Origin of the sequence: Bacteroides sp. AF34-31BH (genome assembly GCF_003602795.1) — a bacterium.
Lineage (GTDB): Bacteria > Bacteroidota > Bacteroidia > Bacteroidales > Bacteroidaceae > Bacteroides > Bacteroides uniformis.
Map to the genome: position 1 here is coordinate 119,841 of NZ_QTLV01000011.1, position 25,459 is coordinate 145,299.

The following is a 25,459-nucleotide window of genomic DNA, read 5'->3' on the forward strand; positions in this document are numbered from 1 at the left end:
ACAACAAGACAGTTGAAAAATCTCTCAAATCTTCCTCATTCACACAAACATTCATTATTTTTCTGAGTAGCCCAAAGTATCATGAATAACAACTAACAATCAAAACATATGAGAATACAGATATTGGATTATCAAGTAGGACCGCACACCTTTCGCATGGTGAAACCTTCCGACTTCAATATATTCAAGGCGCTGCCTTCACTGATTCCGTTCATCACGACAATAGACACGACGCAAAAAGTAATCTTTGAAACAGAGATAGACGATGACGAAACAACGACAAAACGAACCATAGCGAAAACTCCCGATGATATATGTTTCAACTGGGAAGATGCCGATTGCATCATTCGCCCTTTGCCCCACAGCTCACACCTTGTATCCATCACCCCACGGAAAAGCGGGAAAAACTATTGGATGGAGTGCAACGATAACTTCAGGCAATGCTTCATCCACCTACCGGCCTGCAGGACAGAAACACCGGCTCCGGAAAACGAAACGAACTTCGTACTGAACAACTTCTTGATGATGCTCTATGCCTTCAATGCCGCCCGCCACCATACACTGCTGATGCATGCCTCGGTTGTCGCTACTGAAACAGGCAAAGGCTACCTCTTCTTAGGGAAAAGCGGCACGGGCAAAAGTACGCACACCGGGCTCTGGCTGCAACAGTTCTCGGACTGCCATCTACTGAACGATGACAATCCGATAGTACATGTGGACAGCCTCGGCAAGCAAGCCACTGTTTTCGGTTCTCCGTGGAGCGGAAAGACACCTTGCTATCGGAAAGAATCCATGACCGTAGGCGCCTTCGTCCGCTTGGAACAAGCACCGCAGAATGAAATAGAGCAAGAGAGAGCAGCACATGCTTTCGCCACCCTCCTCCCCTCCTGCTCTTGCCTGAAGCAGAACAAGGAAATCTATAACGCCATTGTCGCCACTGTGACGGAACTTGCCACGCTGGCACCCGTCTATCATCTGAAATGCCTGCCCGACCGTGAAGCGACGGAACTTTGCAGAAAGACGGTAGAAGGATAAGTTATGAATGATGAACTGAACAGCCGATGAAGAAAAGCATTCCCAACGAGATATTGCTTCCCGAAGTGGCGCGTCTCATCAAAGAGGGACATACAGTAACCATCACCGTGCGGGGCAACAGCATGAATCCTTTCTTAGTGGACCGCCGTGACCGGGTGACACTGGGCGATTTCACCACAGAACAGCTGCAACCGGGCGTCACCGTACTGGCACGCGACCTGACGGAACGCATCGTCTTTCACCGCATCATCCGTCGGAACGGAGACATACTCATCCTGCAAGGCGACGGCAACCTCGCCCAGACCGAAGAAACCGACATCGGACGGGTAATGGGCGTCATGACCGAAGCCATGCGAAAAGACAAACGGTACACCGCCGACGGCAAAGTCTGGAAGCTCTACTCCTACTGGTGGATGAAGCTAAACCCCGCTCGCCGCTGGCTGCTCGCCCTGTTCAGAAGAATATAAAACAAAATAACCATGAAAATCAAACAAGGATTTATCCTGCACCGGATAGGCGATGACTACATCATCATGCAAGACGGCTCGTCGAACGTGGACTTCAGCAAAGTCATCAGCCTGAACCAAACTTCCGCCATGCTTTGGCAAGAGATAGAAAACAAAGAGTTCGATACAGACAGCGTGACAGAAGCCCTGACCAGCCGCTATGATGTAGATAACGAATCGGCCCGTCGCGATGCGCAGAAGTTTATCGACTCCCTTGACCGCGAAGGAATCATAGAATAAGGACGGATATGCAACACGCTTTCTTTTCATTGGTACGCTCCGGCCTGTGGGGCACTCCGGCAGACCGACAACTCTTCCGGTCGGTCTCGCCGGACGACTGGGAAACCGTGTACCGCATGGCAAACTCACAAGCCCTGCTTGCACTGACTTTTGACGGCATAAGCAGTCTGCCGGCCGAACTGCGCCCTCCACGCGTCCTCTATCTGAAATGGGCTGCCCGGACTGCACAGATAGAACAAGCCAACAAACGCCTCAACCAGCTTCTGCCCGAACTCAATACCCTTTACCGGGAAGCCGGGCTGCATCCCGTACTGCTGAAAGGGCAAGGCATCGGCACCAACTACCGCACTCCCTTGCACCGGCAATGCGGAGACATCGACATCTATTTAGGAAAACAAGGGCAACCCATAGCCAATCGCCTCCTGCTGCAACAAGGCGCCATAGTCGAGGGAGAAGCGTCCGACAAGCATGCCAGCTACAGTTTGAAAGGAGTACACATCGAGAACCACCGCATCATCCTCCGGCTGAACAGTCCGCTTGCCAACCGGCACTTTCAGCAGATTATCAGAAAATGGTACCCGCAGGAAACAGACTATGCCCTATTCTCCGAAACCGGGAAAGAGGACTCGAAGGCCGTCAGTATCGCCATACCTCCGGCCACCTTCAATGCACTTTATATCTTCCTGCATGCCTTTGTACATTTCCTGAACAGCGGAATCGGCCTGCGCCAGCTATGCGACTGGACTTGTCTGCTTGCCAATCGCCACAAAGAAATAGATGCCACCACCCTGCTTCGCCAGTTGCAGGACCTCGGACTATTGCATGCCGCACAAGCATTCGGCTACATTGCCGTCACCCGACTGGGATTGCCCGCTAACCGGCTTCCTTTCCCCTTGGAAGGCACCAAGCAGATAGGAGAACAATTATTGGAAGACATCCTGTCTACCGGTAACTTCGGGCAACATGATAACCGCATCAAGCCACGCCCCAAAGGATATTGGGCAGGAAAGTGGTACACCTTCTGCCGCGCCACCCGACGCTGCAACGAACTGCGTCAATTTGCACCGTACGAAGCACTCTGGTATCCCGTGACTCTGATAGGGGGAACGATAGCTATACAAATAAACCGATCAAAAGGAGTAAAAGACAAGAAAGCAAGGACAAAGAAATAAAAGAACCCGGAAAATAAAAGGAATGAAAAAGCAACAGAAGGACAAAAAAGTGAAAAAGGACAGACGTGAAAAACTTAGGTATATTCGAGAGGTATCTGCCGAACAACGCGGACGTATCCTGCTAAGTTGCCTCACCGGCATTCTGGGCGTGGCCTTTGCCCTAGCCTTTATCTATGCAACCAAACGGGTGATAGACACCGCTACCGGAATAACAGACGACAACCTGACGCATATCGCCGTTCTCACCGTTGTCCTGCTGACTGCCCAATTACTGTGCGGAGCTGCTGACACTTGGATAAGTACCCGTATGCAGATAGAGACGGGCAACGCCCTTCGCCACCGCCTCTTCTCGCGCTTACTGCAAAGCCGCTGGAACGAATTGGAGCGTTTCCATACCGGAGACGTAGTGAACCGGGTAGAACAAGACACCACCGCCATCGTCACATTGCTCACCTCTTCTGTCCCGGCATTCATCGTCACGAGTATACAACTGCTGGCAGCCTTTCTATTCTTCTACTTTTTAGACCCTTCACTGCCATGGCTGATTGTTGCCATCCTGCCCGTCTTTCTATCAGGCAGCCGTTTCTATATGCGACGAATGAAACGCTATACACATGATATTCGGAACAGTGACGGTCGCATCCAGTCCGTCATACAAGAGAGCCTGCAACATCGCATAGTGATTAAAACATTGGAACAAGGCGAACGGCATCTGGACAAACTCGATGACTTGCAAGACATGCTCCACAGCCAAGTCATGGGACGTACCCGTTTCTCGCTTTCTGCCCACATGTTAGTGGCCCTTGCCTTTTCCGGCGGATACCTCACGGCTTTTCTTTGGGGAGCCGTTCACCTCAGCGCAGGCTGTATCACCTTCGGAACGATGACCGCCTTTTTGCAATTGGTAGGAAAAGTCCAGCGTCCCGTGTTCGACCTCTCACGCCTGATACCTTCCGTAGTCAATGCCCTTACCGCCATAGACCGGCTATTGGAATTGGAAAGACTGCCGGCAGAAGCGGATGGTGACAGCATATTCCTCGCCTCTACCCCGGAACTGGAACTGAAAGACGTGACTTTTCGCTACACTCCCGATGACCGTCCGGTATTCAGCCGCTTCTCCTGCCGTTTCCCCGCCGGTAGCTGCATAGCTATAGTCGGAGAAACAGGAAAAGGAAAGACAACGCTCATCCGGCTATTGTTGGCACTGGCAACGCCACAAGAGGGACAGATACTCTTGATACCCGCCAAACATCCACTTGAAACCAATCATACCGTCTCTCCGCAAACCCGCAAGAACTTCGTATATGTCCCGCAAGGCAATACCCTTTTCAGCGGAACTATCCGTGACAACCTGCTGATGGGAAACCCACAAGCTTCTCAAGAAGCCATATATCAAGCCCTGCAAACCGCCACCGCCGACTTCGTCTTCCACCTTCCCGACGGCGTAGACTCCCCACTCAGCGAACGAGGTGGTGGACTCAGTGAAGGACAAGCCCAACGCATCGCCATTGCCCGCGCTCTGCTACGCCCCGGAAACATTCTTCTTTTAGATGAAGCCACTTCTGCCCTCGACCCCGACACGGAACGGCTGTTAATAAAAAACCTGCGCAGAGACTGCGCAGGCAAAACATGTATCTTCGTCACCCACCATCCGGCAGTAGCGGAGGCATGCGAATCTATTGTCCGATTATAATCAGAGAATAAGCCCCAACGGGTATCTGCCTTTGGTTAACAAACTCAGAACAGCTTCGCAGGATACTCGCCCGCATCCACCAAAGCCTGAATCTTGTCGACTACACTCTGACGGTCTTCGGGATAAGTCACACCGAACCACTTGCTGGTTGTATCAAGCACTTCGCAGGTAGCAGTGCCATCGTTAATCAGCTTATCCACCATCAGCGGGATGAAGAATTCGCTTTTCAGGTTCTCCATATTCTTCGGGTCGCTCAAGAAACTCTTGAAAAACTCTGCACTGTAAGCAAAATAATCGGGAGTGAAACCCCAGAAGTTCATGCTGACCGGAGTCGTCTCGGGAGTGGCAGTCCATTCACCGTTATCATCGATGTACTTCACCTCGCCGTCCATACGCTGAATCTTGGTACGCTCTACTACAGAAGTCAACAAGTTGTTTGCATCCGTTCCGCACAAACCACGGGATACGGTACCGCTTTCGCTCAATGTATTACCGATGCGGAAGCCTACCATGGAATATACATTTTTGGAACCTTCGGGAAGGGCTGCAAGAAATTTGCCCATTACCTGGAAGGAATCACGACCGTAGAAATCGTCGCAGTTGATAACAGCAAACGGTTCCTTTATTACATCGGCACCCATCATTACAGCATGGTTGGTTCCCCAAGGTTTGGTACGGCCTTCGGGGCAGGTGAAGCCTTCGGGAAGGTCATCGATGGACTGGAATACCAGTTCGCAGGGGATATGGCCTTCGTATTTGGAAATAATCTTGTCGCGGAAATCCTGCTCAAAATCTTTACGAATTACGAAAACGAGCTTTCCAAAACCGGCATTGATGGCATCGTAAATAGAATAATCCATGATAGTTTCGCCATTCGGGCCTAGTCCGTCCAATTGTTTCAAGCCACCATAACGGCTGCCCATGCCGGCTGCCAATAAGAATAAAGTTGGTTTCATATTTAGTTATTATTTAAAAAGGTTAGTATATCACAGTTGATAACGGCTGCAAATGTACAAAAATTTATGGCTGACAGAAGGGAGTTTTAGTTCATTCTTTACCACTATCCGTTCAAAAAGGTACATTTAGAACGGATAACCGATGGCAAAATGCAACGCCATGCTGTCCTTGAACTTGGGAATATTATAATACCCCGACTTCCCGGTATCATACGGGTCGTGAAGCCCGATACCCAAATCCAGACGGAAAACAAGAAAGTCCAAATCGTAACGCAAGCCAAATCCCGTGCCCAAAGCAATCTGTTTCGGGAAATTCTTCAAGGTGAACTCACCGTTCGGGCGATTTTCGTCCTTACGCATCAGCCATACATTGCCGGCATCCAGAAACACCGCTCCATGCAAGTCGGCAATCATACGGAAGCGATACTCGATATTGGCTTCTATGCGAATATCACCCACGTGGTTGATATAGGTATATTTTCTGTCCGTCTCGGGAGGATAGCCGCCCGGACCTATACTGCGTGCAGAAAAGGCGCGCACACTGTTGGCACCGCCGATATAGAACTGTTCCGTATAAGGTGCAGTCGTAGCGTTGCCATACGACCATATCACCCCTCCGGCAATACGCGAGGCTATCATTTGGTTCTTGTCTATCCGGTAATGGTACCTGAATTCCGAGTTCAGCTTCAGGAACTGTGCAAAAGGTACCCCGAAAAGCTTCTTTCCTTCCTCACTGAACGGCTTGCCGAAAATACGGTAGACGGCAGAAGTCAGGTTACCGGCCGACGCAACGGTGGTCTGCCACCAGATGGGGTTACGCTTGCCGCGCACGGAAGCGTTGTCATAAGTATAGGTGTACTCCATGGCAGGAATGAACTGGTCGCGCAAACTAACGTAGAGTGCCGGATTCTCGGCACGCAACGTATCGAAAGCGGCAGTAGGATTACGCAGCACATTGAATGTCAAACGGAAAGGAGTTATACTGTGCCTGGAAGTCGATTTGGGCTGGAAGTCATAAGTGACATTACCGCCAAAAGCCAACAGCTTATAATACTTGGCACGGTTCATCTGGTCGGCATATAAACGGAAAGTCGTTGTAGCCGGGAAGTCATACTCACGGTCGCCCATCCTAGGAAACACCACGCGCGGAAAGATAAGCGAAGTGGAGATACCCAGTTCATAACTGTTCATCAAGGAAGAACTTGCCTTGCCCGTCTGCCATTCGTACGAACCGTTCAACTTCACATTCCAGCTTTCACCGCCACCGAAGACATTGTTCTTCGTCACCGTAAAAGCGGCACCCGGTCCCGTCTGGTTATTGCTCTTCATGGTGACATTAAAATCCAACTCCGCATCGTAGGGTTTATCGAGCGCGGCAATGACCCTCACATCCAATGTATCAGACACAAACGCCGTATCACGCGGTATATACTGCATCTCCGCATAACGGAAAATACCGACGCTTGCCAGACGCTCCTGAATACGGGTCTGACGGTACAAACTATACAAACTCTGCATAGAACGCTGGCGGGCAATACCTGCGCTGTCCTGTATCTGACGTTTCCGCCGATAACCTTGATAGTTCAACCAACGGTAAAGCATGTTGGGACGTACCGGAGGTTTGTTGTAGTAATGTATGGTCAAGCCTTTGTAATCCATGCTGTCATTGGGTTCCTGCCCCTGCTTTCCAAGAAGATAGACGGATTTACGCCCCACACGGAACTGCTTCTCGGCTACCTTTGGCATACCGGGAACGGGAATCAAGCGCATCTGGACATGCCCATTGGGAACTATCATGGTATCGGCCTGATAGGTCAGGTAGTCGGGACGGAAATAATAACAGCCCACATTACGCAGCAGGGTACTGATACGGGTACGCTCCCCATCCAAATCAGCCACATTGAATTGTTCTCCCGAACTGATAAGGGAACGTCGGCGTCCCAGCTCCATAATGCGAGTGGTACGCTCGCTGAAACCACGATAATATACCGTATCTATAAAGTAGGGGTTACGCATGTTCACCGTATATTGCAACTTTGCCTTCAGCGAGTCCTTCGGGTCGATAAATGTCTTGTAGCTGACGCTTCCGTTGAAATAGCCATAATCGCGCAGCAAGTTAACCGCCGCCTTCTGGCGTATATCGGGATTCACCGTAGACATAAGCACCGGAGTGGCGGCAAATTTATTGAATATCCACTTTCCGAATCCCTTCTCATACTTCTGGAAACCATTGTAAATCCACAGTCCGAAAGGAAAGGGATAGCGGATAGTAGAGCTTCCCAGCAACGAATTGTTCGGTGCCGTAGCAAGGGCGGCTTCCACCTCTTCCATAGCAATCTCACCAACAGACGTTTCACTGCGGTTCAATACAATCATCGGCTTTTGGCCGGTATAGAGTATCTCCCCCTCGGGCAAGTGCTTCGTGGTGGAGCAACCTGCCAGAAATATCAATCCTGCAATATATAATATCAGTCGTTTCATATCACATTCCTACTTTTTCATATCGCTATTTTCAGCCTCCGGTTTTATCTTTTTCTTCCTAAAGATGAAGAGTTCACTCAATCGGTCCATCTTCCGGCGCAGCACAAGGCCGACACCCGTTTCGGTTATCTCACCGTCGAGTATGCTTTCGTAGTTTTTATTATGGAATACACGGACATATCGAGTACCCGACGCATCAAGACGGTATTCCAGCGATATATTGTCAATGAATGATTCCGCATCGTTCGTGGCATTGGCCCCGGTGGACACTTTTCCACCGATGACTATCTGTACACGGTCGTTGAAGAAACGCTGGGAATAACGGAAACTGAAGTCTTTCTGCGTGTCGCCCGTTTCAGCAGAGGTACGGTCTTCCACACCTACACTGATATTGGCGCCTTTTATACCTCCCGCCAAGGAGTTTATCTGGCTCTGAAGCACTGAGTTCAAGGCGGCTCCCATTGACAAACCTCCTCCTTTGGCACCACTGTTCAGGTAAATACCCGTGGCAAGCATGGCAATGGCCTGCTTACTACGCTCTTCTGCACCCATTGCCTGCAGCTCATTCTCTACTGCGGCATCTTCGGGCGCCGAAATATCGAATATCAAATCGGGAGCGTCAAGCCTGTTCTTGATGGAAATGGAAACATCGAAGTTCACCATGCGCGAACCGTCCCCGTCACCATCGGCCACAGAAGCACGCATACGTTCCGTAGCCTTCAGGCTCAGCGTAGGATTCATAATATTCCCCCGCCAATCCACATAACTGCCGGGATTGAACTGGAACTCCTTCAACGGGATGATAGGCAGCGAATATTTCATGACGCCACCCGAAAGGGTATAGCGTCCGGTAAGGCTCATATCCCCTTGGGGAGTATACTGCATATTCAAATCACCGCCACCTTCCAGTTCGATGTATTTGCTGCGGTCGGGACTCAAGTCAGCACGAAGACGGACAGCATCGTCAATATGGACGGACATATACATTTCCAATCCTCCCAAAGACATGGCAGGAACCTCATCCGCTTTTACCGACGTCGTATCGGTGAACGAGGTAAAGGTAACCAGCCCGCTGAGACGGTCTTCCACCGTTAAAGGGGAATCGGTCAACACGTAGGTTACGTTGGTATTGCCCAGCAAATTCATGTTTCCACGCATCGTGAGCCCGTCAAGCGGCCCCTTCACCGTGGCATGCAAGTCGACGAACACCTTTCCATACACCAGACTTTCGCGAGTACGCGGTGCATCCAGCAACGTATAGTTCTCTGCCAGCAGATTGAGGTTGGCAGTAGGACGCTCCATATTCCGGAAATCAACCTTACCGTCAATCGTAAACGGATTCTTGCTGGTGGTATAAATGGCAAACTTATCAAATATCAACTGATTGTCCTTTATCTGTACCGGACGGTTGTCGAACCAGTAACGTGCTCCCGCCTGGCGTGCATAGACAGACACACTGTCCAAAACAATATCACCATGCATCTGAGGCTTGTCCAGCGAACCGTAAATATAAAGCCCTCCATCAATATCTCCGGTAAAGGCCACCATTTGGTCAGGGATGAATGCATTGGCCATCTTCAATGGGAAATGCTCGAAACGGGTGGACACTTCCAGAGTATCCTTTCCGTTTTTCTGCGTCAAGATACCGTCGGCGGTCATCACTTCTTCGTTATCATGTGTAAAATAGGTATTCAAATAGTGCGTATTCTTGTCGCCCGGCAACCAGGTAGCCCCCAAGCCGATATCTCCAACCGGTTGGCGTTCGTAGGTCAGTTTCTCTACATTGGCTTCGGCGGACACCTGCAGGGAAGTGGCAGTCTGTATATAATTTGCTTCGGCGGAGAACAATCCCGTAAGCCGGGGCATATAAGGAAGTACCTCCGTAAGTTCATCCAGGCGCAATCGGCTCAGTTCTACGTTTATATTCTGCAAGGAAAGGGTATCATTCTTGTCGGATTGCATACGGAAACACAGACCATCGTCGCTGTCCATATCAATATTGGCATAGACGCGCATATTCTTATGCAGATAAATCCAGTTACTATTGTCCGCAAAGTGGAATTTACGGAAAGCGATAATCGGCTCGGCAGGAATAAGGTTCAGCAGCACACCATTACCGCGACCGTGTCCTTCGGTCAACGGACGGGCATTAATACCGAATAGAACACCGGTCTGCCCTTTTCCATTCACATAATCCACAGTCAGTTCCGCATCTTCATTACGGACTTCACCCGTCAGTGTGCTACGGAACACAAACTGCGGGTTCTTGGGACCGTTTATGACACCACCTTGCAACTTCATGCGGGCAGTATCCTGCTTCACTGTAAAAAATATCGTATCGAGCTGCAAGGAGTCCATGCGCAATCCGTGAACAGCTGTACGTCCATTGATGCCGACTTGCGGAGTAAATCCGAAGCTCAGTTTGAAATCATTATAGGAAATACCCTTTGCAGCCAGGAAATAGCTGACGGGATTCTGGTTACCGGCTTCCAGATGCATGCCCGCTGAAGGAAGGACTTGGCGCAAAGCGGCATGGTCCAAACGCCGTTCATCAATCTGCTTTGTCAGGATAGAGACAAATTTATCCGACTGTTCCATCAACTTCTTCAACGTGCTGTGAGCGCGGAAACGCAGATTCAAGTCACCGGCATCAAGCCTCAACTTGAGAGAATCATGACGTGCCTCCGCTCCCATTGTAAAGGCAAACGGGTGTTTCAATGGTCGGGGCACCAAACCCAGCTTATGCAGATTCACCTCTTCCACATTTAAATCCAAAGCGCCATCCAGATAGCTGCGGTCAAGACGCATATCCGCATTTCCCTGCATCTTGAGAAGGACATTATCGCTGGCAAGACGGACGGTAGCAACGGATGACTTGAGTCCGGCATGCACATCTACACCGGAAATGTCCCAATGGCCATACTGTAGTTTTTCCAAGGAGGCATTCAAAGCGGCCACAGTTTTTCGTGATGCCACATCCACCCCTTGCCCCTTAGCGGACATCTTTGCCGTAAGAGTATAGATAGAGTCCTTGGGCAGGAAGTGATGCACCTGCAAGTTGTTGATGGCAAGGTCGGCATGGTAGGCTTCCGTAACAAGATTATAGGCGGCGTCCAAATTCAAGGCGCCTTCCTTCTCCTTCAGTTTCAGGGCGGCAGTGCACTGCGCCCCCTCCATACCGAGACGTGCCGCAAGGTGCATACTGTCCGGCACAATGATGGAGCCATCGGGAGCAATGTCAGCTAGTCCGGTCAGGAAGTTCAAGTTCTGCGTATGCATTTCGAAGTCCATGCTTCCATTGCGTTTCACACTGTCGGTCAAGCTCCAGAATTCTCCTCCCCCACTCAACGAAAAGGCTCCGGGCAGCTCAGCCGTAAAACGGGAAATCTGCATCTGCTTCAGGTTTCCTTCCGTACCTGCATGAATCACCAACGGACGGAACGGATAGGCTTCCTTGAAAGCTTCCGGCAAGCCACCGGCAAAAAGCAGTACATCCTGTTTGCCGATACGGGCATTGAAACGGGCTGTCAGACGGCCGGTGGTAGGTATATTTATCAGTTCCCAGTAAGTCTGTGCCGTAAGGTTCATCTCACTATGAGGTGTCAGCAACTTCAAAGAAGGGATACGGATAACGGTAGAATCGGCAAACAACCGCCCGGTCAGGGAAGTTACACTCAAACCGGAACGCTCATACATGGAAAATTCCCGGATAACGGCATTCATATCTCTGCCGTAGTACATCACAGAATCAATGCCCAGGCGAATGTCGCGAAGAGCAATGTGCGAGGGGTCGAAGCCTATCGCACTCCCCGGGCCACCGGTATCATAATTGACAGAAGTTCCAGTCAGCAGGAATTTTCTCCAGCCATAGAACTGGTGTTTCAGGTCGGCAGCAGCGTCCGCAATCTCAGCATCTCCTATATGGGCTTTCAGCCCCATGGAGTCCAATGGCATCTGTAAATCGACCGAGACGTTCTTCAACTTCAGAGTATGGAGTGTGACTTTCCAGTTTAACGCAGTGTCAGTAGTGTCTTTGGGAGTCTCAGTGGTATCTGCAAGCATCACCTGCACATGGGTATCGCTCAATTCTATATTATTGAGGATGGCATCTTCTTTTGTAAGGTCTATGCCATGGCTTTCGAAAAAGAAATGCCCCAGTACTCCTTTGATGCACATACCTTCCATTAAATTGGAGGAGTTGACAGCAACTTGTTTCAAGGTAATGTCATCCACCTCCACTTTCCCTTTGAGTAAAGGCCATGCCTGTACCCGTACGTTCAAACTTCCAAGATTCAGCAAGGTATCGGGATGCTGCACATCAACAGCACTGTCGGCAGGCTGTACCACCAATACACCGCGGACCAACAAATTCAAAGGAAAGCGAAGGTCAATCCGCTCCACGGATATGTCCATACCCGTAGCACCTGATGCAATTGCCGTAGCCTGCTTCCGTATCAAATTCTGTACGGGAGGCACATAAAGCAATATCATCAATATTATAAACAGTATAATAGGAGTAAGCAACACCCACAGTGCTGTTCTCAACCATTTTCTTCTCATCGGAACGTCAATCTTTCATCGTATTTAAAAGTCCTACAAAGTAAACAATTTCTTTCGACATTTGGTTCCCGACAGAGAAAAATCACGTATTCTTCTCTGTTCCCCCATTACGGAAAAGCTGTTGCCTGAGTAATGACATCCTCTATCAAAACGAGGGCGGCAAGGGCGTGTTCTTTCAACTCTCCGGTAAAAGGCACTCCATGAGAAGTTTCCAACAGTTTCAGCAATGCAACCAGTTCCGCTGCTCCAATTAAAGTAAAGAGGGGAATCATTTTGTGGGAGACAGCAGCCATCTCGTCCACATCCTCATTCTCCACAGCCTTCTGCAAACGCTCCGCATTGAGGCGGGTTTCAGCCACAAAACTTTCCAGAATGGACTTTGCCGCCTCGGGGTCATCGACCGAAAAAGCAGTGAGCGAAGAGAATTTATACCCCGGGCAAGCCGAAGTTTCCGAAACTTCCATAACCTCCATCCCTTTGTCCTCCATATTCAATTCATGTAGCAATTCACTGACGGTAAACGGCTTATGCAGGCATCCGGCAAATCCATGCACCGTAAATTCCTCACGCTGCATGTCACTGCGGGCAGTGACAGCAATCACCGGAACAGACTGTGCCTGCGGTATGTTCGAAGCACGAAGCAGTTTCAGTAAATCAAAACCATTAATAGCAGGCATCTGCACATCAGTAAGCAGAACATCAAAGGTTGCAGTGCGCAAGGCATCCAGCAGTTCATCCAGTTGTAAACAAGAGACAGAATTTATACCACTCTGCTGAAGCATGGCGGCAGTAAGGGTAAGCTGAATACGGTCATCATCGATAAGGAGGACATTCTTCAGTGAAGAATGAGGAACGGGGAATGAAGAATTGCCATTCGGCGTGGCAGCACATCCCGATTCTTCATCCTTCATTCTCCGTCCTTCACTCCTTACGGGATAGATAGGAATATATATGGTGAAAGTGCTTCCCTTGCCTGGCACACTGTCTACATCAATCGTGCCTTCAAGCAACTGTACCAGCATACGGACAATGGAAAGTCCAAGTCCAAACCCCTCTTTACCCTGAGCACCCGGTAAGCGGGTAAACTCCTGGAAGATACGTTCCCGGTCGGCAGGTTCCATACCTTTACCGGTATCAGCAATGGCAACTACCAGTCGACGGTCCTCGTAACGGGCAGTCATGGTAACACTGCCTTGGTCCGTAAACTTCACGGCATTGGACAGCAAATTGTTGATAATCTGGCGCAGACGCAAGGGGTCGCAAATATAGGTACCGCCCAGCTCCGGGGCAATGTCGCAATGAAGCGCCAGTCCTTTGGCAGCCGTAAGTGGTTCAAAACTGACGTGTATCTCTTCAAGCAGGCGGGAAGGATGAAAGGTGACCCGGTTGATTTCGGCCTTGTTCAAATCAAGACGATGGAAGTCGAGCAAATCAACGACCAGCTTCAGCAGATGTTCCGATGAGGTTTTCATATTGTCCAGATAGAACCGCTGACGCTCATCCACCGTCAGACGGGAAAGCAAGTCGGCATAGCCCATAATAGAACCGAGCGGGGCTTTGAAATCATGGGTAATGGCAAGCATCAGTTTTTCACGGACAGCGAGTAAATCCTCGGCACGACGACGGGCCTCTTCCAACTCACGACGGTAACGGTTGCTTCGGGTTATGTCGCGGCCGATGATAATAAGAAAAAAAGCGGAAAGCAACACCGCACCTACGGCAATGCCACTGATAATCTTGGCCGAACGGCGTCGGACCGCTTGTTGATACTCGGCTTCCGTCCGTGCACGCAGCAGAGTTTCCGTCTCGTAATCTTTCAGCAAGCTGTCAATACGAGCGGTCAGCATATGGTCCAAGCGTTGCAGATAGCGTTTACGTCGCTGTATAACAGTGTTTACAGCTTTTTTCTGCTGGGCCACGGCACGCAGTTTCTCATGCAAAGAATCGGCCGGATTATAGGGTTCAATCACCGTATCCGTTGCAAATTCAAGGGAGGTCTTTACCTGGATAGCCGTATCTTTCTTTGGGGGGACAAACACTTCACCCAAACGACGGAAAAACCCCTTCTTCCGAGGGCGTGTCACGACGGTATCCCGATGTGTAATGATACGGTGCTGCACACGCTGCTGGGTCACTACCGAGTCCTGCTGGGCAATTATCTGCTCAATGTCACTGGTGGATACCATGCTGTCATTCGCCTCACTCAGCGTGCGCAGCATTTTTATCGTATTGGTATCCTTCTCGCGTATCAAAGCAAGCACGCTGTCTGTCCATTGTACATCGCGGTCATCAGTAAGAATAAGGTTCTCCATTTCCCGGTGTACGAAAAACAAGGAAAAAAACAATACCGCCAGCAACAAAGTGTAGCCTACGGCAATCTTTACTTTGGAGACATTATTCATACTATCAAATCCTTTCCCTGGTCTGTTTACGGAACCTCAACCACAGCATCACTCCCGCACTGGTCAGTCCGAACGGGAAAGCCATCCAGACTCCCGTCAGCCCCCAACCGAAAACGAAACCGCAAAGGTACCCTACGGGCAAAGATATAATAAAATAGGATATAAATGCAATAATCATCATCGGTTTCACATCCGAGATGCCGCGCAGGGCATTGGCAAAGTTAATCTGCAACCCATCGCCGAACTGGTAAACCAAGAACGGGAAGAAGAGAGCGGCAACCATGCCGGACACTTCCGCATTGTCCGTAAACCATCCCCCTACCTGACCGCGAAGCGCAAAGACGATACCCAGCAACACCACCTCCATACACAGGATGATGTGAAGGCCGGCATACGCCGAGCGGCGCACATTCTGCCCGTCTCCCTGCCCCTTGAAGTTGCTGACACGCACGGCAACCGCAGCGCCCATGCCATAATACATCATGAAGGTGAACTGAGAGATAGTAAGCATTATCTGATGCGATGCCAGGGCAAGTGTCCCCAGCCAGCCCACCATGACGACGCTCAGACTGAAGGAAGCGGTCTCCATACCCATCTGCATACCCACGGGCCAGCCCAGTGCATTGAGCTTCCTGAACATCGGCATCGACCACCCCAGCCGCATGAAGCCGAGCCTGTAACGGATAAACCGGCGGCCGCGAAGCACAATCGCCGCAAAGACCACCACCATCACAATGCGGGAGAACAAAGTGCTGATACCCGCACCAAGCAGTCCCATCTCCGGAAAGCCCAGCTTTCCATTGATAAGTATATAGTTTCCTACGATGTTAAGCGCATTCCCTCCGAGCAGAATCCACATGGCCGTCTTGGTATCGGTGATGCCGTCCGTAAACTGTTTGAAACCGTTGAACAGCATGACAAAGACCAGTGAAGCAAGCAACACCAGATAGTAAGGCTTGATTAGAGGCAGCAATTCTCCGGGCTGTCCCAGCCGCTCCACATTGAAATAGAGAACAGCCATGACAAGAGTCAGCAACAAAGCCACCAGCACATTGGCAACCAGGCTACACCGCAACGCCTGCCCTGCCTCGGCAAAGCGGCGGTTACCGTAGAAGCCCCCTACAACCGGTGTCAGCCCGTAGCTGAAGCCCGTACTGAAAATAATGCAAAGAGTAAACAGATTGTTTACGAAAGAAGCGGCACCCAGCTCTTCCGTGCTGTGATGCCCAATCATCAGCGTATCGGCAAAACCAAGCACAATGACTCCCAACTGCCCCACCACAATGGGCAGCCCCAGGAGAAGCAATGCTTTGTAGTGCTGCTTATACGTATCAAATAAATTTTTCATACTAAAGGTTTTCTTTTTGGTAATAAAGCACAATCCCGTTTTCATCGCGGAAGGTCTGTTGGGCGACCCTATGAAGCTGTTCTGCCGTCACAGAGCGGTAATTGTCCACTTCACGGTCTATGTCTTCTGCCTGTCCGGTCAGTTCAAACCAGGCAAGATTCGTGGCAACATTCAGATAATTGATGTTGCCGAATATCTGTGTAGACTCAAACTTGTTCTTTACTTTCTCCAATTCTTGTTCTCCAACAAACCCGGATTTCAACTCTTCCAACTCTTTCCGGACAGCAGCCTCGGCTTGTTCCAAAGATACGCCTGCAGATGGTTTTCCACTGATATGCAGCAGGCCGGCATCCCGTGTACCGGAGATATAGGCATCGAGACTGGAAAAGAACTTCTGCTCCTGCACCAGCCTGCGGGTCAAGCGACTGGAACGTCCATTGCTCAGAATATCCGACAGAATATCGAAGGCATAATAATCGGCATCCTCACGGCTGCACATGTGATAAGCCATGAACAAAGCATCCAGAGGAACATTCCGTTCCACCGTCTGCCGGCGTTCTGCCGTCTGTACAACTTCTTGCGGTAATTGCCTTACGGGCACATTCCTACGGGGAATGGGAGCAAACCATTTTTCTGTCAGCCTAACCGTTTCTTCCCACGAAATATTTCCGGTAACGGCCAACACTGCATTATTAGGTGCATAAAAACGAAAAAAGAATTCCTTTACCTCGTCCAGCGTGGCATTGGCAATGTGAGAGAGGTCTTTCCCGATAGTAGGCCAGCGATAAGGATGCGTTTGATAAGCCAAAGGACGAAGCAGATGTCCCACATCACCATACGGCTGGTTCAAGCAACGTTGTTTAAATTCCTCCATCACTACCGCACGCTGCACTTCAAGACTTTGCTCACTGAATGCCAGTTCCAGCATGCGGTCGGACTCCAGCCAGAAGCCGATTTCCACATTCGATTTTGGAACCGTCAGGTAGTAATTGGTTATATCATTATTGGTCCATGCATTATTCTCCCCGCCTGCCAATTGCAAAGGAGCGTCATAATCAGGAATATGCACCGAACCTCCGAACATCAGATGCTCGAACAGATGGGCAAAGCCCGTATGCTCAGGATGTTCGTCACGGGCACCCACATCATAAACAATATTCAAGGCAACCATCTGCGTGCTGGTGTCCTCATTGTGCACCAACCGCAGACCGTTGTCAAATATCTTTTTGTTTATCTTCATAAAATGGAATGACAGAATCTATCATCAATCTATCACTGTCACTTTTTTAATAACCACATCCTCTTCGGGACGGTCGTTACGGTCAGTCTTGACCTTCTGTATTTTATCAACAATATCCATACCTTCCAGCACTTCACCGAACACGGTATATGCACCGTCCAAATGTGGAGTACCGCCCACGGTAGTATAAGCCTTCACCTGCTCGGGGGTAAACTTGAACTCCGGTTCCTTGGCAACCTGAGCCTCTGCCTGCGCAATCAAGGAATCTTGCAAATCCATCAGACCGTCCTGGTCATTATTCTTGCGCATCTTGTAGATTTCCTTCATGTGTTTCTGCGCCAACGCGTTGAAAGCATTGTTCAAGCGCATCTGATTCATCTGCTGTTCCATCCCCAGCAAGGTAGAGTCATTATACACTTTTCCGGTCACAATGTAGAACTGGCAGCCGGATGATGCCTTGTCAGGGTTCACCTCATCACCCTGGCGTGCAGCCGACAAAGCACCTTTTTTGTGAAAATACTTCGGATAAACAAATTCGGCAGGAACGGTATAACCCACGTCGCCTGCCCCCAGCATCTTGCCTTTCGGGGCCTTCTTCGATTCCGGGTCACCTGCTTGTATCATAAAGTCCTTGATGACACGGTGGAACAGCGTACCTTCATACGTGCCGTCTTCCACCAGCTTGATAAAGTTATCACGATGTTTCGGGGTTTCATTATACAGTTTCACGGTGATGTCACCCGCACTTGTTTCAATCTTCAGCTTCGTTTCTTTTTCCATATCTTCCTCTTTCTTTTGTCCCGGCTTGCAAGCAGTCAGACCGCAAACCAGTATAGTTAATAATACAATAAGATTTCTTTTCATTTTGTTTTTTATTTAATTTAAGTTTGCAAATATACTAAAATCAGACAAAAGCACTTACCTTTGCCTACATAAAAGAGATAAAAGGCTAAAGCAATGACATCCATATTAATTGTAGAAGATGATATTACTTACGGCATGATGCTAAAAACATGGCTCGGCAAAAAAGGTTTCCAAGTAACCTCTGCCAGCAACATTGCCCGTGCTCAAAAACATATTGAGTCGGAAACCGTAGACTTGATATTGTCTGACCTGCGCCTGCCCGACAAGGATGGCATTGACTTATTGAAATGGCTGGGCGAACACGGCCTGCAAATACCGCTTATCATCATGACAGGATACGCTGACATACAGTCGGCCGTCCAAACCATGAAACTGGGAGCCTGCGATTACATTGCCAAGCCTGTGAACCCGGACGAATTACTGAAAAAAATAGGCGAAGCCTTGAATGCATCATCCTCCGCTTTGAAACAGATGATGCATTCGTCCCGAACAGATGATGCGTTTACCCCAAACAGACCATCCGTTTCACCCAAACAGACGATGCATTCCGACAAGATGAAAAATCAGCCTCTGAAGGGTGCAGAAGGCTCATTGTCCTCCTCCGACTTCCTTGAGGGAGAGAGCGACGCAGCCAAACAACTCTACAATTATGTGAAACTGGTTTCACCTACCAATATGTCTGTACTCATCAATGGTGCCAGCGGAACGGGCAAAGAATACGTAGCTCACCGCATCCACCAGCTCAGCAAGCGTGCCGACCAGCCGTTTGTAGCCATCGATTGCGGTTCTATTCCCAAAGAATTGGCCGCTTCGGAGTTCTTCGGGCACATAAAGGGCGCCTTTACCGGCGCACTGACCGACAAAACGGGCGCTTTCGTCGAAGCCAACGGCGGTACCATCTTCCTGGATGAGATAGGTAATCTGAGCTATGAAGTGCAAATACAGTTGCTGCGTGCTTTGCAAGAGCGCAAGATACGTCCGGTAGGTTCAAACAAAGAGATAAGCGTGGACATACGTCTGGTATCCGCCACCAACGAAAATCTGGAGCAAGCCATCGAAAAAGGGGCGTTCCGTGAAGATTTATATCACCGTATCAATGAATTCACCCTACGCATGCCGCAACTCAAAGACCGCCGTGAAGACATCCTGCTCTTTGCCAATTTCTTTCTGGACCAGGCCAACCGCGAAATGGACAAGCAACTGACCGGCTTTGATGACAAGGCATCCCGCGCCCTATTGGAATATCCCTGGCCCGGCAATCTACGCCAAATGAAGAATATGGTACGCCGTGCAACCTTGCTGGCACAAGGCAAATTCATTACTATCAACGAACTGAATGAACTGAAAGAACCCGCACCGGCCATCATCGGTATCCCTCTCCGCAATGAGGAGGCAGAGAAGCATCAAATCATCGAAGCCTTGCGGCAGACGGGAAACAACAAGAGCCGCGCTGCACAACTGTTGGGCATTGACCGCAAAACGCTGTACAACAAGTTGAAGCTTTATAACATATCCGACAGTTAATCTTTTTATTTCAATACAGAAAGCACAAGTATGCTAAAAAAACTACTATACGAAAACACCTTCAACCAGATTTTCACACAACACTATACACGCTTATATTTATACGCCTATCATCTGACCAACGATGCGGAAGCAAGCCGTGACATTGTAAGTGACGTATTTGCCAAATTGTGGGAAGACATCAAGCATATCAAGCAGGAAAATGTATCTGGTTATCTCACCACAACGGTACGTAACCGGTGCATAGACCATTTCCGTCATCAACAAGTAGAGATACAATACACCAAGGAATATTTTGCAGAAGTCGATACATTCTATACAGACTATACAGAAGCTATGAGGCAAGACATCCTGATAAGTAAAATGCTGGATAAACTACCTGCTATGACACGACATATTCTGGAGGAATGCTATTTAGCCAGAAAGACTTACCAGCAAGTGGCAGACGAGATGAATATCAGCCCCAACACGGTGAAGAAACACATCTCCAAGTCTTTAAAAATGCTAAAAGAGTTATTCGGCAGTGAAAAAGACTTGCCGAACGGACCGGATTTCACTACTGAAACGTATATAATATAAATATTCATCATGGAAGAGCATTCACTACATACCAACAATCAACCACTTCCGACGGAAAGTGAAAAGATGACAACAAAAGAGGAAGTTGCCCTACGACATCATTTCCTCTTGACGAACACGAAGCAACCGGATGTGGAGGCAGAATTGAAGCGTTTCAAACAAAAGCAGCAACGCCTATCAACCAGACAACTGATAATAGTCAGCAATGCAATAACAGCTGCCGTATTACTTGGATGCATATGGTTATTCCAAGTTCTTTCTGGCCCGAATAATTCAAAAGAGAAGGAATTACCAGAAACAATCTTTCTGGCCGATAACAGCTTGACAGAAATTACATTGCAGAACCAAGAAGGAAACCACATAGAACTCAATCAGCAGACATCTGCAGATGAATTGTCCGGCATATTCGGTGCACAAAATGACGAACAAGGCAGGCTGGACTACCGAAACAACATCCGGCAAGAGGTTTCTATGCAAACAGTCAGTACTCCACGCAAGAAGGAATTCAAACTGACCTTATCAGACGGGACTGAGGTCTGGCTCAATGCTGAAAGCCAGCTATCTTATCCTTCCCGTTTCAAAGGAAACGAAAGAATAGTCCATCTGCAAGGAGAAGCCTATTTCAAGGTAGCACACGACAAGCAACACCCTTTCATTGTCTACACAGAGAATCTGCACACACAGGTACTCGGTACAGAATTCAACATCCGCAATTATCCCTCAAGCGAGGCTCTAGTCACGCTCATCAATGGCCAAGTAAAGGTTAAAAATCGCCAGAATAACCTAAGTAAGCTACTTGCTCCGGGAGAGCAAGCTTGTCTGAACAAAGAAGGAGACTTCTCCATCAGCCATATTGATGCGGATGAATATGTGGAATGGAAAGATGGCTACTTCTATTTCGACAACAAGCCCTTGGTAGAAATTATGCGTGACCTAGGAAGATGGTACAATGTAGACATCATCTTTATCCACCCTTCAGACAAGAACATCCGCCTGCACTTCCTTGCCAAACGCCATGAAACATTAGAGCAAGCCATTACTTTGTTGAACAGCTTGAATAAGGTAAAAGCAAGTGTGAAAGAAAATAAAGTTATCATTGAATAATCGGCTCTGACACCCATTATTCCTTTTATTTTTTACTTTTTCTTAAAAAAGCATACCCGTTTTTTGATTTCAATCGTACTTTATATATAGCCGGGTCCCAAACAGCTAAATGAATCATAAAGTATAATTTTAAAATCAAAAGTGCAATGAGAAAAAGATTTTTGTTTCTATTTGTCTTGTTATTGTCGCTGGCAATTTCACAAGCGACCGCACAAGAGAGACAAAAAGAAACCATTCAGCTCACTTTCGACAACGAAGAATGGTCGGACGCATTGAAAAAGGTAGGCAAAGCCTTTGGGTACAAAATCCTATTTACCTACGACGATGTCAAAAACCGCAAGGCAACTTGCTCCATCAAGACTACCTCAGTAGGAGAAGCTATCAAAGCAATCATTGGCAATGAACCGTTCACGTATACACAAAACGGGAATTTTATCAGCATCATTTCCACTGATAACAAAAAAGACAAGCAAACGCGTACGGTCACGGGGCGGGTCACAGATGAGAACAGCCAACCATTACCCGGTGTGGCCGTAAGTACCCCCGACAACACAACAGGAGTCATCACAAACATAGACGGCTACTTCAAACTTCAGTTGCCAGCCGGAGCAACCTCTATCAACCTTACCTATGTAGGTATGCAGCCATTAATGGTTAAGGCCTCCGAGCAGTTCATGAATCTGGTGATGCACGAAGATGCCCAAGAACTGCAAGAAGTGGTTGTTACTGGCATGCAGAAAATGGACAAACGTCTATTTACCGGCGCTTCCACCCGTTTGAAAAGCGAAGAGATGAAATTAAGCGGCTTGCCTGACATCAGCCGTTCGCTTGAGGGCAGGGCAGCCGGTGTATCTGTACAGAATGTATCCGGCACATTCGGTACAGCTCCTAAAATCCGCGTACGCGGTGCCACCTCCATATATGGTAACAGCAAGCCACTCTGGGTAGTGGACGGTGTGATTATGGAAGATGTGACAGAAGTCAGCGCCGACGATCTCTCATCAGGAGATGCAGAAACACTAATCAGCTCAGCCATTGCAGGATTGAATTCCGATGATATTGAAAGCTTTCAGATTCTGAAAGACGGTTCAGCAACCTCCATTTACGGAGCACGAGCCATGGCCGGTGTGATTGTTGTCACTACCAAGAAAGGTATGGCCGGAAAGAGCAGAATCAGTTATACCGGTGAATTCTCCCTCCGCTTGATTCCAAGTTATTCCGAGTTCAACATCATGAATTCACAAGAACAGATGGGTGTCTACAAGGAAATGAGGCAAAAAGGCTGGCTGAATTTCGCCGAAACCTACCGTGCCTCCCAAAGCGGTGTCTATGGTAAAATGTACCAGCTCCAGAATAGCTACGACCCGATAACCGGTACCTTTGCATTGGCCAATACTCCCGCCGCAGAAAATGAATACCTACGCTCCGCAGAATACCGGAATACAAACTGGTTCGACGAGCTCTTTAACAGCAACATCACACAAAATCATTCGGTCAGCGTTTCAACCGGTACAGACAAGGTCTCGTTCTATGCTTCATTGAGTGTCATGAACGACCCGGGATGGTACCAACAAAGCAAAGTAAACCGTTATACCGCTAATGTAAACACAACTTACACTATTTCCCAACAACTGAGTTTGAATCTGATATCCTCAGCTTCCTACCGTAAGCAGAAAGCCCCTGGCACATTAAGTCAGAGTATAGACCCTGTGTCCGGTGAAGTAAGACGCGATTTTGACATCAACCCTTACTCCTATTCCATGAATACATCGCGTACACTGGATGCACACACCTTCTATACCCGTAACTATGCAGATTTCAACATCCGGCACGAATTGGATAATAATTACATGAACCTGGATGTGGTAGACCTTAAATTCCAAGGCGAACTGAAATGGAAACCCATAAAGGGACTGGAACTCGGAGTGTTAGGAGCCGCCAAATTTTCAGAAACCGGCAATGAACATATCATAAAGGATGACGCCAATCAAGCTATGGCTTACCGGGCTATGGACGATGCTACCATTCGTGACAACAATCCGTTCCTATACGACGACCCGGATTATGATTATGACTTACCTATCTCTGTTTTGCCACAAGGAGGTATATACCAAAAAACCACCTACAAAATGCTAAGTTATGACTTCCGGGCTACAGCGAACTACAATACCAACTTCGGTGAAGATCATATCATTAATTTATTTGCCGGTACTGAGGCCAATTCCATTGACCGCAACAAGACCTACTTTAATGGATGGGGTATGCAATATTCCATGGGAGAAATTCCTTTCTACGTCTACCAGTTCTTCAAAAAAAGCATTGAAGATGGTGCAGACTATTATTCACTTGCCAATACAGCCAGCCGTTCAACTGCTTTCTTCGGGAATGCCACTTACTCCTATAAAGGGAAATATACTGTAAATGGGACCATCCGATACGAGGGGACCAACCGTCTGGGAAAAAGCCGGACTGCCCGTTGGTTACCTACCTGGAATATATCCGGTGCCTATAATGTACACGAAGAGACCTTTTGGGAATCACTGCGCAACTCCATCTCCCACCTTTCCCTCAAAGCTTCCTATTCGTTGACCGGTGACCCGGGCCCATCATCAGTCAGCAATTCTCTGATTGAAATTAACAGTTACAAACCTTACCGACCAGGAACAAATATCCAGGAAAGCGGACTCCAGATACTGAACCTGGCCAACGACGAACTGACCTACGAAAAGAAGCATGAACTGAATATCGGTATGGAAGTCGGTTTTTTAGATAACCGAATCAACTTGGCTGCAGACTGGTATAAACGTAACAACTATGACTTAATAGGAATTATCCAAACAGAAGGTGTGGGTGGACAAATCAGCAAATTTGCCAATGTGGCCAGCATGAAATCACATGGTGTAGAATTCACCCTTTCTACCCGCAACATCAAGACGCGTGATTTCTCCTGGAACACAAATTTCATCTTCTCGCATGCCAAAAACGAAGTCACCAAACTCGATTCCGAAACAGAGGTCATGTCCGTAGTATCCGGCAGCGGATTTGCCTTGAAAGGATATCCGGTAAGAAGTCTGTTTTCCTACAATTTCCAAGGACTGAACCAAGATGGTCTACCTACATTTATCGACCAAGACGGTAATTTGACTTGTAACGGAGAAGATATTAATTTTCAAAGTCAAAATCTGGAACATCTGGTATACGAAGGACCTACAGACCCTACCATAACCGGAAGTTTCGGCAATATATTCAGCTACAAAGGTTTCAAGTTGAATGTCTTCATGACCTACTCCATGGGAAATGTTATCCGTCTTGATCCGGTATTCAGCAGCTCCTATTCCGACTTGGATGCCATGCCAAAAGAGTTCAAAAACCGCTGGATTGCCGCCGGAAACGAAACCGTGACCCAAGTTCCGGTTATTGTATCCAATGGCCAGAACACCAATGATCGCTATTTGAAAGTACTCTATAACGCCTACAACTATTCCACAGCGCGTGTAGCCAAAGGAGACTTTATCCGCATGAAAGAAATATCGTTCTCCTATGACTTTCCCAAAAGATGGACCAGTAAAATAGGAATAAGCGACCTTTCCATGAAATTGCAAGGAACCAACCTTTTCCTGATTTATGCAGATGACAAACTGAATGGACAAGACCCGGAATTCTTCCGCACTGGTGGTGTATCCGCTCCCGTACCCAAACAGTTTACACTGACACTGAAATTCGGTATTTAATTTTTAATGAAAAACTTTATCAGA

At 48.4% G+C, this 25,459-nt stretch carries 16 protein-coding genes; 9 read left to right on the plus strand and 7 right to left on the minus strand.

Translation table 11 applies throughout. From position 1 onward, the window contains the following. Positions 1-108 precede the first annotated feature (108 nt). Genes DWZ67_RS15650 through DWZ67_RS15670 form a run of 5 tightly spaced genes read left to right on the plus strand, consistent with a single transcriptional unit; the run spans position 109 to position 4,646 of the window. Positions 109-1,035, plus strand: a complete 927-nt coding sequence (locus DWZ67_RS15650; RefSeq protein WP_016274226.1) for a hypothetical protein — start codon at positions 109-111, stop codon at positions 1,033-1,035. 26 nt (positions 1,036-1,061) lie between these two features. Next, the gene (locus DWZ67_RS15655) at positions 1,062-1,502 is read left to right on the plus strand and encodes a S24/S26 family peptidase (RefSeq protein WP_016274227.1); all 441 of its coding nucleotides are present in this window, start codon (positions 1,062-1,064) and stop codon (positions 1,500-1,502) included. A gap of 12 nt (positions 1,503-1,514) precedes the next feature. Further along, positions 1,515-1,781 (plus strand): PqqD family protein, encoded by a 267-nt coding sequence (locus DWZ67_RS15660; protein ID WP_005834925.1) that lies wholly within the window; start codon positions 1,515-1,517, stop codon positions 1,779-1,781. An 8-nt stretch (positions 1,782-1,789) separates the two neighbouring features. Beyond that, positions 1,790-2,953, plus strand: a complete 1,164-nt coding sequence (locus DWZ67_RS15665) for a nucleotidyltransferase family protein (RefSeq protein WP_044467568.1) — start codon at positions 1,790-1,792, stop codon at positions 2,951-2,953. Between the two features lie 22 nt (positions 2,954-2,975). Beyond that, the gene (locus tag DWZ67_RS15670; protein ID WP_016274229.1) at positions 2,976-4,646 is read left to right on the plus strand and encodes an ABC transporter ATP-binding protein; all 1,671 of its coding nucleotides are present in this window, start codon (positions 2,976-2,978) and stop codon (positions 4,644-4,646) included. Between the two features lie 44 nt (positions 4,647-4,690). Here DWZ67_RS15670 and DWZ67_RS15675 read toward each other — a convergent pair whose 3' ends face one another. The 7 genes from DWZ67_RS15675 to DWZ67_RS15705 all read right to left on the minus strand — a co-directional run bounded on the left by DWZ67_RS15675 (position 4,691) and on the right by DWZ67_RS15705 (position 18,497). Continuing rightward, positions 4,691-5,602, minus strand: coding sequence for an NDP-sugar synthase (locus tag DWZ67_RS15675; RefSeq protein WP_005834919.1), 912 nt, complete (start codon positions 5,600-5,602; stop codon positions 4,691-4,693). A 126-nt stretch (positions 5,603-5,728) separates the two neighbouring features. Beyond that, positions 5,729-8,083, minus strand: coding sequence for a BamA/TamA family outer membrane protein (locus tag DWZ67_RS15680; protein WP_016274230.1), 2,355 nt, complete (start codon positions 8,081-8,083; stop codon positions 5,729-5,731). A 9-nt stretch (positions 8,084-8,092) separates the two neighbouring features. Beyond that, a complete protein-coding gene (locus DWZ67_RS15685) occupies positions 8,093-12,643 on the minus strand; it encodes a translocation/assembly module TamB domain-containing protein (RefSeq protein WP_120139276.1) in 4,551 nt (1,516 codons plus the stop codon). A gap of 107 nt (positions 12,644-12,750) precedes the next feature. After that, complete coding sequence (locus DWZ67_RS15690; RefSeq protein ID WP_005828587.1) at positions 12,751-15,045, minus strand: hybrid sensor histidine kinase/response regulator; 2,295 nt, start codon at positions 15,043-15,045, stop codon at positions 12,751-12,753. 4 nt (positions 15,046-15,049) lie between these two features. Continuing rightward, positions 15,050-16,393, minus strand: coding sequence for an MATE family efflux transporter (locus DWZ67_RS15695; RefSeq protein ID WP_120139277.1), 1,344 nt, complete (start codon positions 16,391-16,393; stop codon positions 15,050-15,052). A 1-nt stretch (position 16,394) separates the two neighbouring features. Beyond that, on the minus strand, positions 16,395-17,633 hold the full coding sequence (locus DWZ67_RS15700; RefSeq protein ID WP_005834912.1) for a M16 family metallopeptidase: 1,239 nt from the start codon (positions 17,631-17,633) through the stop codon (positions 16,395-16,397). A 24-nt stretch (positions 17,634-17,657) separates the two neighbouring features. Next, positions 17,658-18,497, minus strand: a complete 840-nt coding sequence (locus tag DWZ67_RS15705; RefSeq protein ID WP_009037268.1) for a peptidylprolyl isomerase — start codon at positions 18,495-18,497, stop codon at positions 17,658-17,660. Between the two features lie 93 nt (positions 18,498-18,590). On the opposite strand from DWZ67_RS15705, the gene DWZ67_RS15710 reads away from it, so the two are divergent. The 4 genes from DWZ67_RS15710 to DWZ67_RS15725 all read left to right on the plus strand — a co-directional run bounded on the left by DWZ67_RS15710 (position 18,591) and on the right by DWZ67_RS15725 (position 25,435). Then, positions 18,591-20,021: a sigma-54-dependent transcriptional regulator gene (locus DWZ67_RS15710; protein WP_120139278.1), complete on the plus strand. Its 1,431-nt coding sequence runs from the start codon at positions 18,591-18,593 to the stop codon at positions 20,019-20,021. A gap of 30 nt (positions 20,022-20,051) precedes the next feature. Beyond that, positions 20,052-20,600, plus strand: coding sequence for an RNA polymerase sigma factor (locus DWZ67_RS15715; protein WP_009037270.1), 549 nt, complete (start codon positions 20,052-20,054; stop codon positions 20,598-20,600). 9 nt (positions 20,601-20,609) lie between these two features. Continuing rightward, positions 20,610-21,704, plus strand: coding sequence for a FecR family protein (locus DWZ67_RS15720; protein WP_009037271.1), 1,095 nt, complete (start codon positions 20,610-20,612; stop codon positions 21,702-21,704). Positions 21,705-21,850: 146 nt separating this feature from the next. After that, on the plus strand, positions 21,851-25,435 hold the full coding sequence (locus DWZ67_RS15725; protein ID WP_120139279.1) for a SusC/RagA family TonB-linked outer membrane protein: 3,585 nt from the start codon (positions 21,851-21,853) through the stop codon (positions 25,433-25,435). The last annotated feature ends 24 nt before the right edge of the window (positions 25,436-25,459 follow it).

Coding starts and splice junctions, on each gene's coding strand:
- DWZ67_RS15650 (WP_016274226.1), top strand. CDS start 109: ATGAGAATACAGATATTGGATTATCAAGTAGGACCGCACACCTTTCGC.
- DWZ67_RS15655 (WP_016274227.1), top strand. CDS start 1,062: ATGAAGAAAAGCATTCCCAACGAGATATTGCTTCCCGAAGTGGCGCGT.
- DWZ67_RS15660 (WP_005834925.1), top strand. CDS start 1,515: ATGAAAATCAAACAAGGATTTATCCTGCACCGGATAGGCGATGACTAC.
- DWZ67_RS15665 (WP_044467568.1), top strand. CDS start 1,790: ATGCAACACGCTTTCTTTTCATTGGTACGCTCCGGCCTGTGGGGCACT.
- DWZ67_RS15670 (WP_016274229.1), top strand. CDS start 2,976: ATGAAAAAGCAACAGAAGGACAAAAAAGTGAAAAAGGACAGACGTGAA.
- DWZ67_RS15675 (WP_005834919.1), bottom strand. CDS start 5,602: ATGAAACCAACTTTATTCTTATTGGCAGCCGGCATGGGCAGCCGTTAT.
- DWZ67_RS15680 (WP_016274230.1), bottom strand. CDS start 8,083: ATGAAACGACTGATATTATATATTGCAGGATTGATATTTCTGGCAGGT.
- DWZ67_RS15685 (WP_120139276.1), bottom strand. CDS start 12,643: ATGAGAAGAAAATGGTTGAGAACAGCACTGTGGGTGTTGCTTACTCCT.
- DWZ67_RS15690 (WP_005828587.1), bottom strand. CDS start 15,045: ATGAATAATGTCTCCAAAGTAAAGATTGCCGTAGGCTACACTTTGTTG.
- DWZ67_RS15695 (WP_120139277.1), bottom strand. CDS start 16,393: ATGAAAAATTTATTTGATACGTATAAGCAGCACTACAAAGCATTGCTT.
- DWZ67_RS15700 (WP_005834912.1), bottom strand. CDS start 17,633: ATGAAGATAAACAAAAAGATATTTGACAACGGTCTGCGGTTGGTGCAC.
- DWZ67_RS15705 (WP_009037268.1), bottom strand. CDS start 18,497: ATGAAAAGAAATCTTATTGTATTATTAACTATACTGGTTTGCGGTCTG.
- DWZ67_RS15710 (WP_120139278.1), top strand. CDS start 18,591: ATGACATCCATATTAATTGTAGAAGATGATATTACTTACGGCATGATG.
- DWZ67_RS15715 (WP_009037270.1), top strand. CDS start 20,052: ATGCTAAAAAAACTACTATACGAAAACACCTTCAACCAGATTTTCACA.
- DWZ67_RS15720 (WP_009037271.1), top strand. CDS start 20,610: ATGGAAGAGCATTCACTACATACCAACAATCAACCACTTCCGACGGAA.
- DWZ67_RS15725 (WP_120139279.1), top strand. CDS start 21,851: ATGAGAAAAAGATTTTTGTTTCTATTTGTCTTGTTATTGTCGCTGGCA.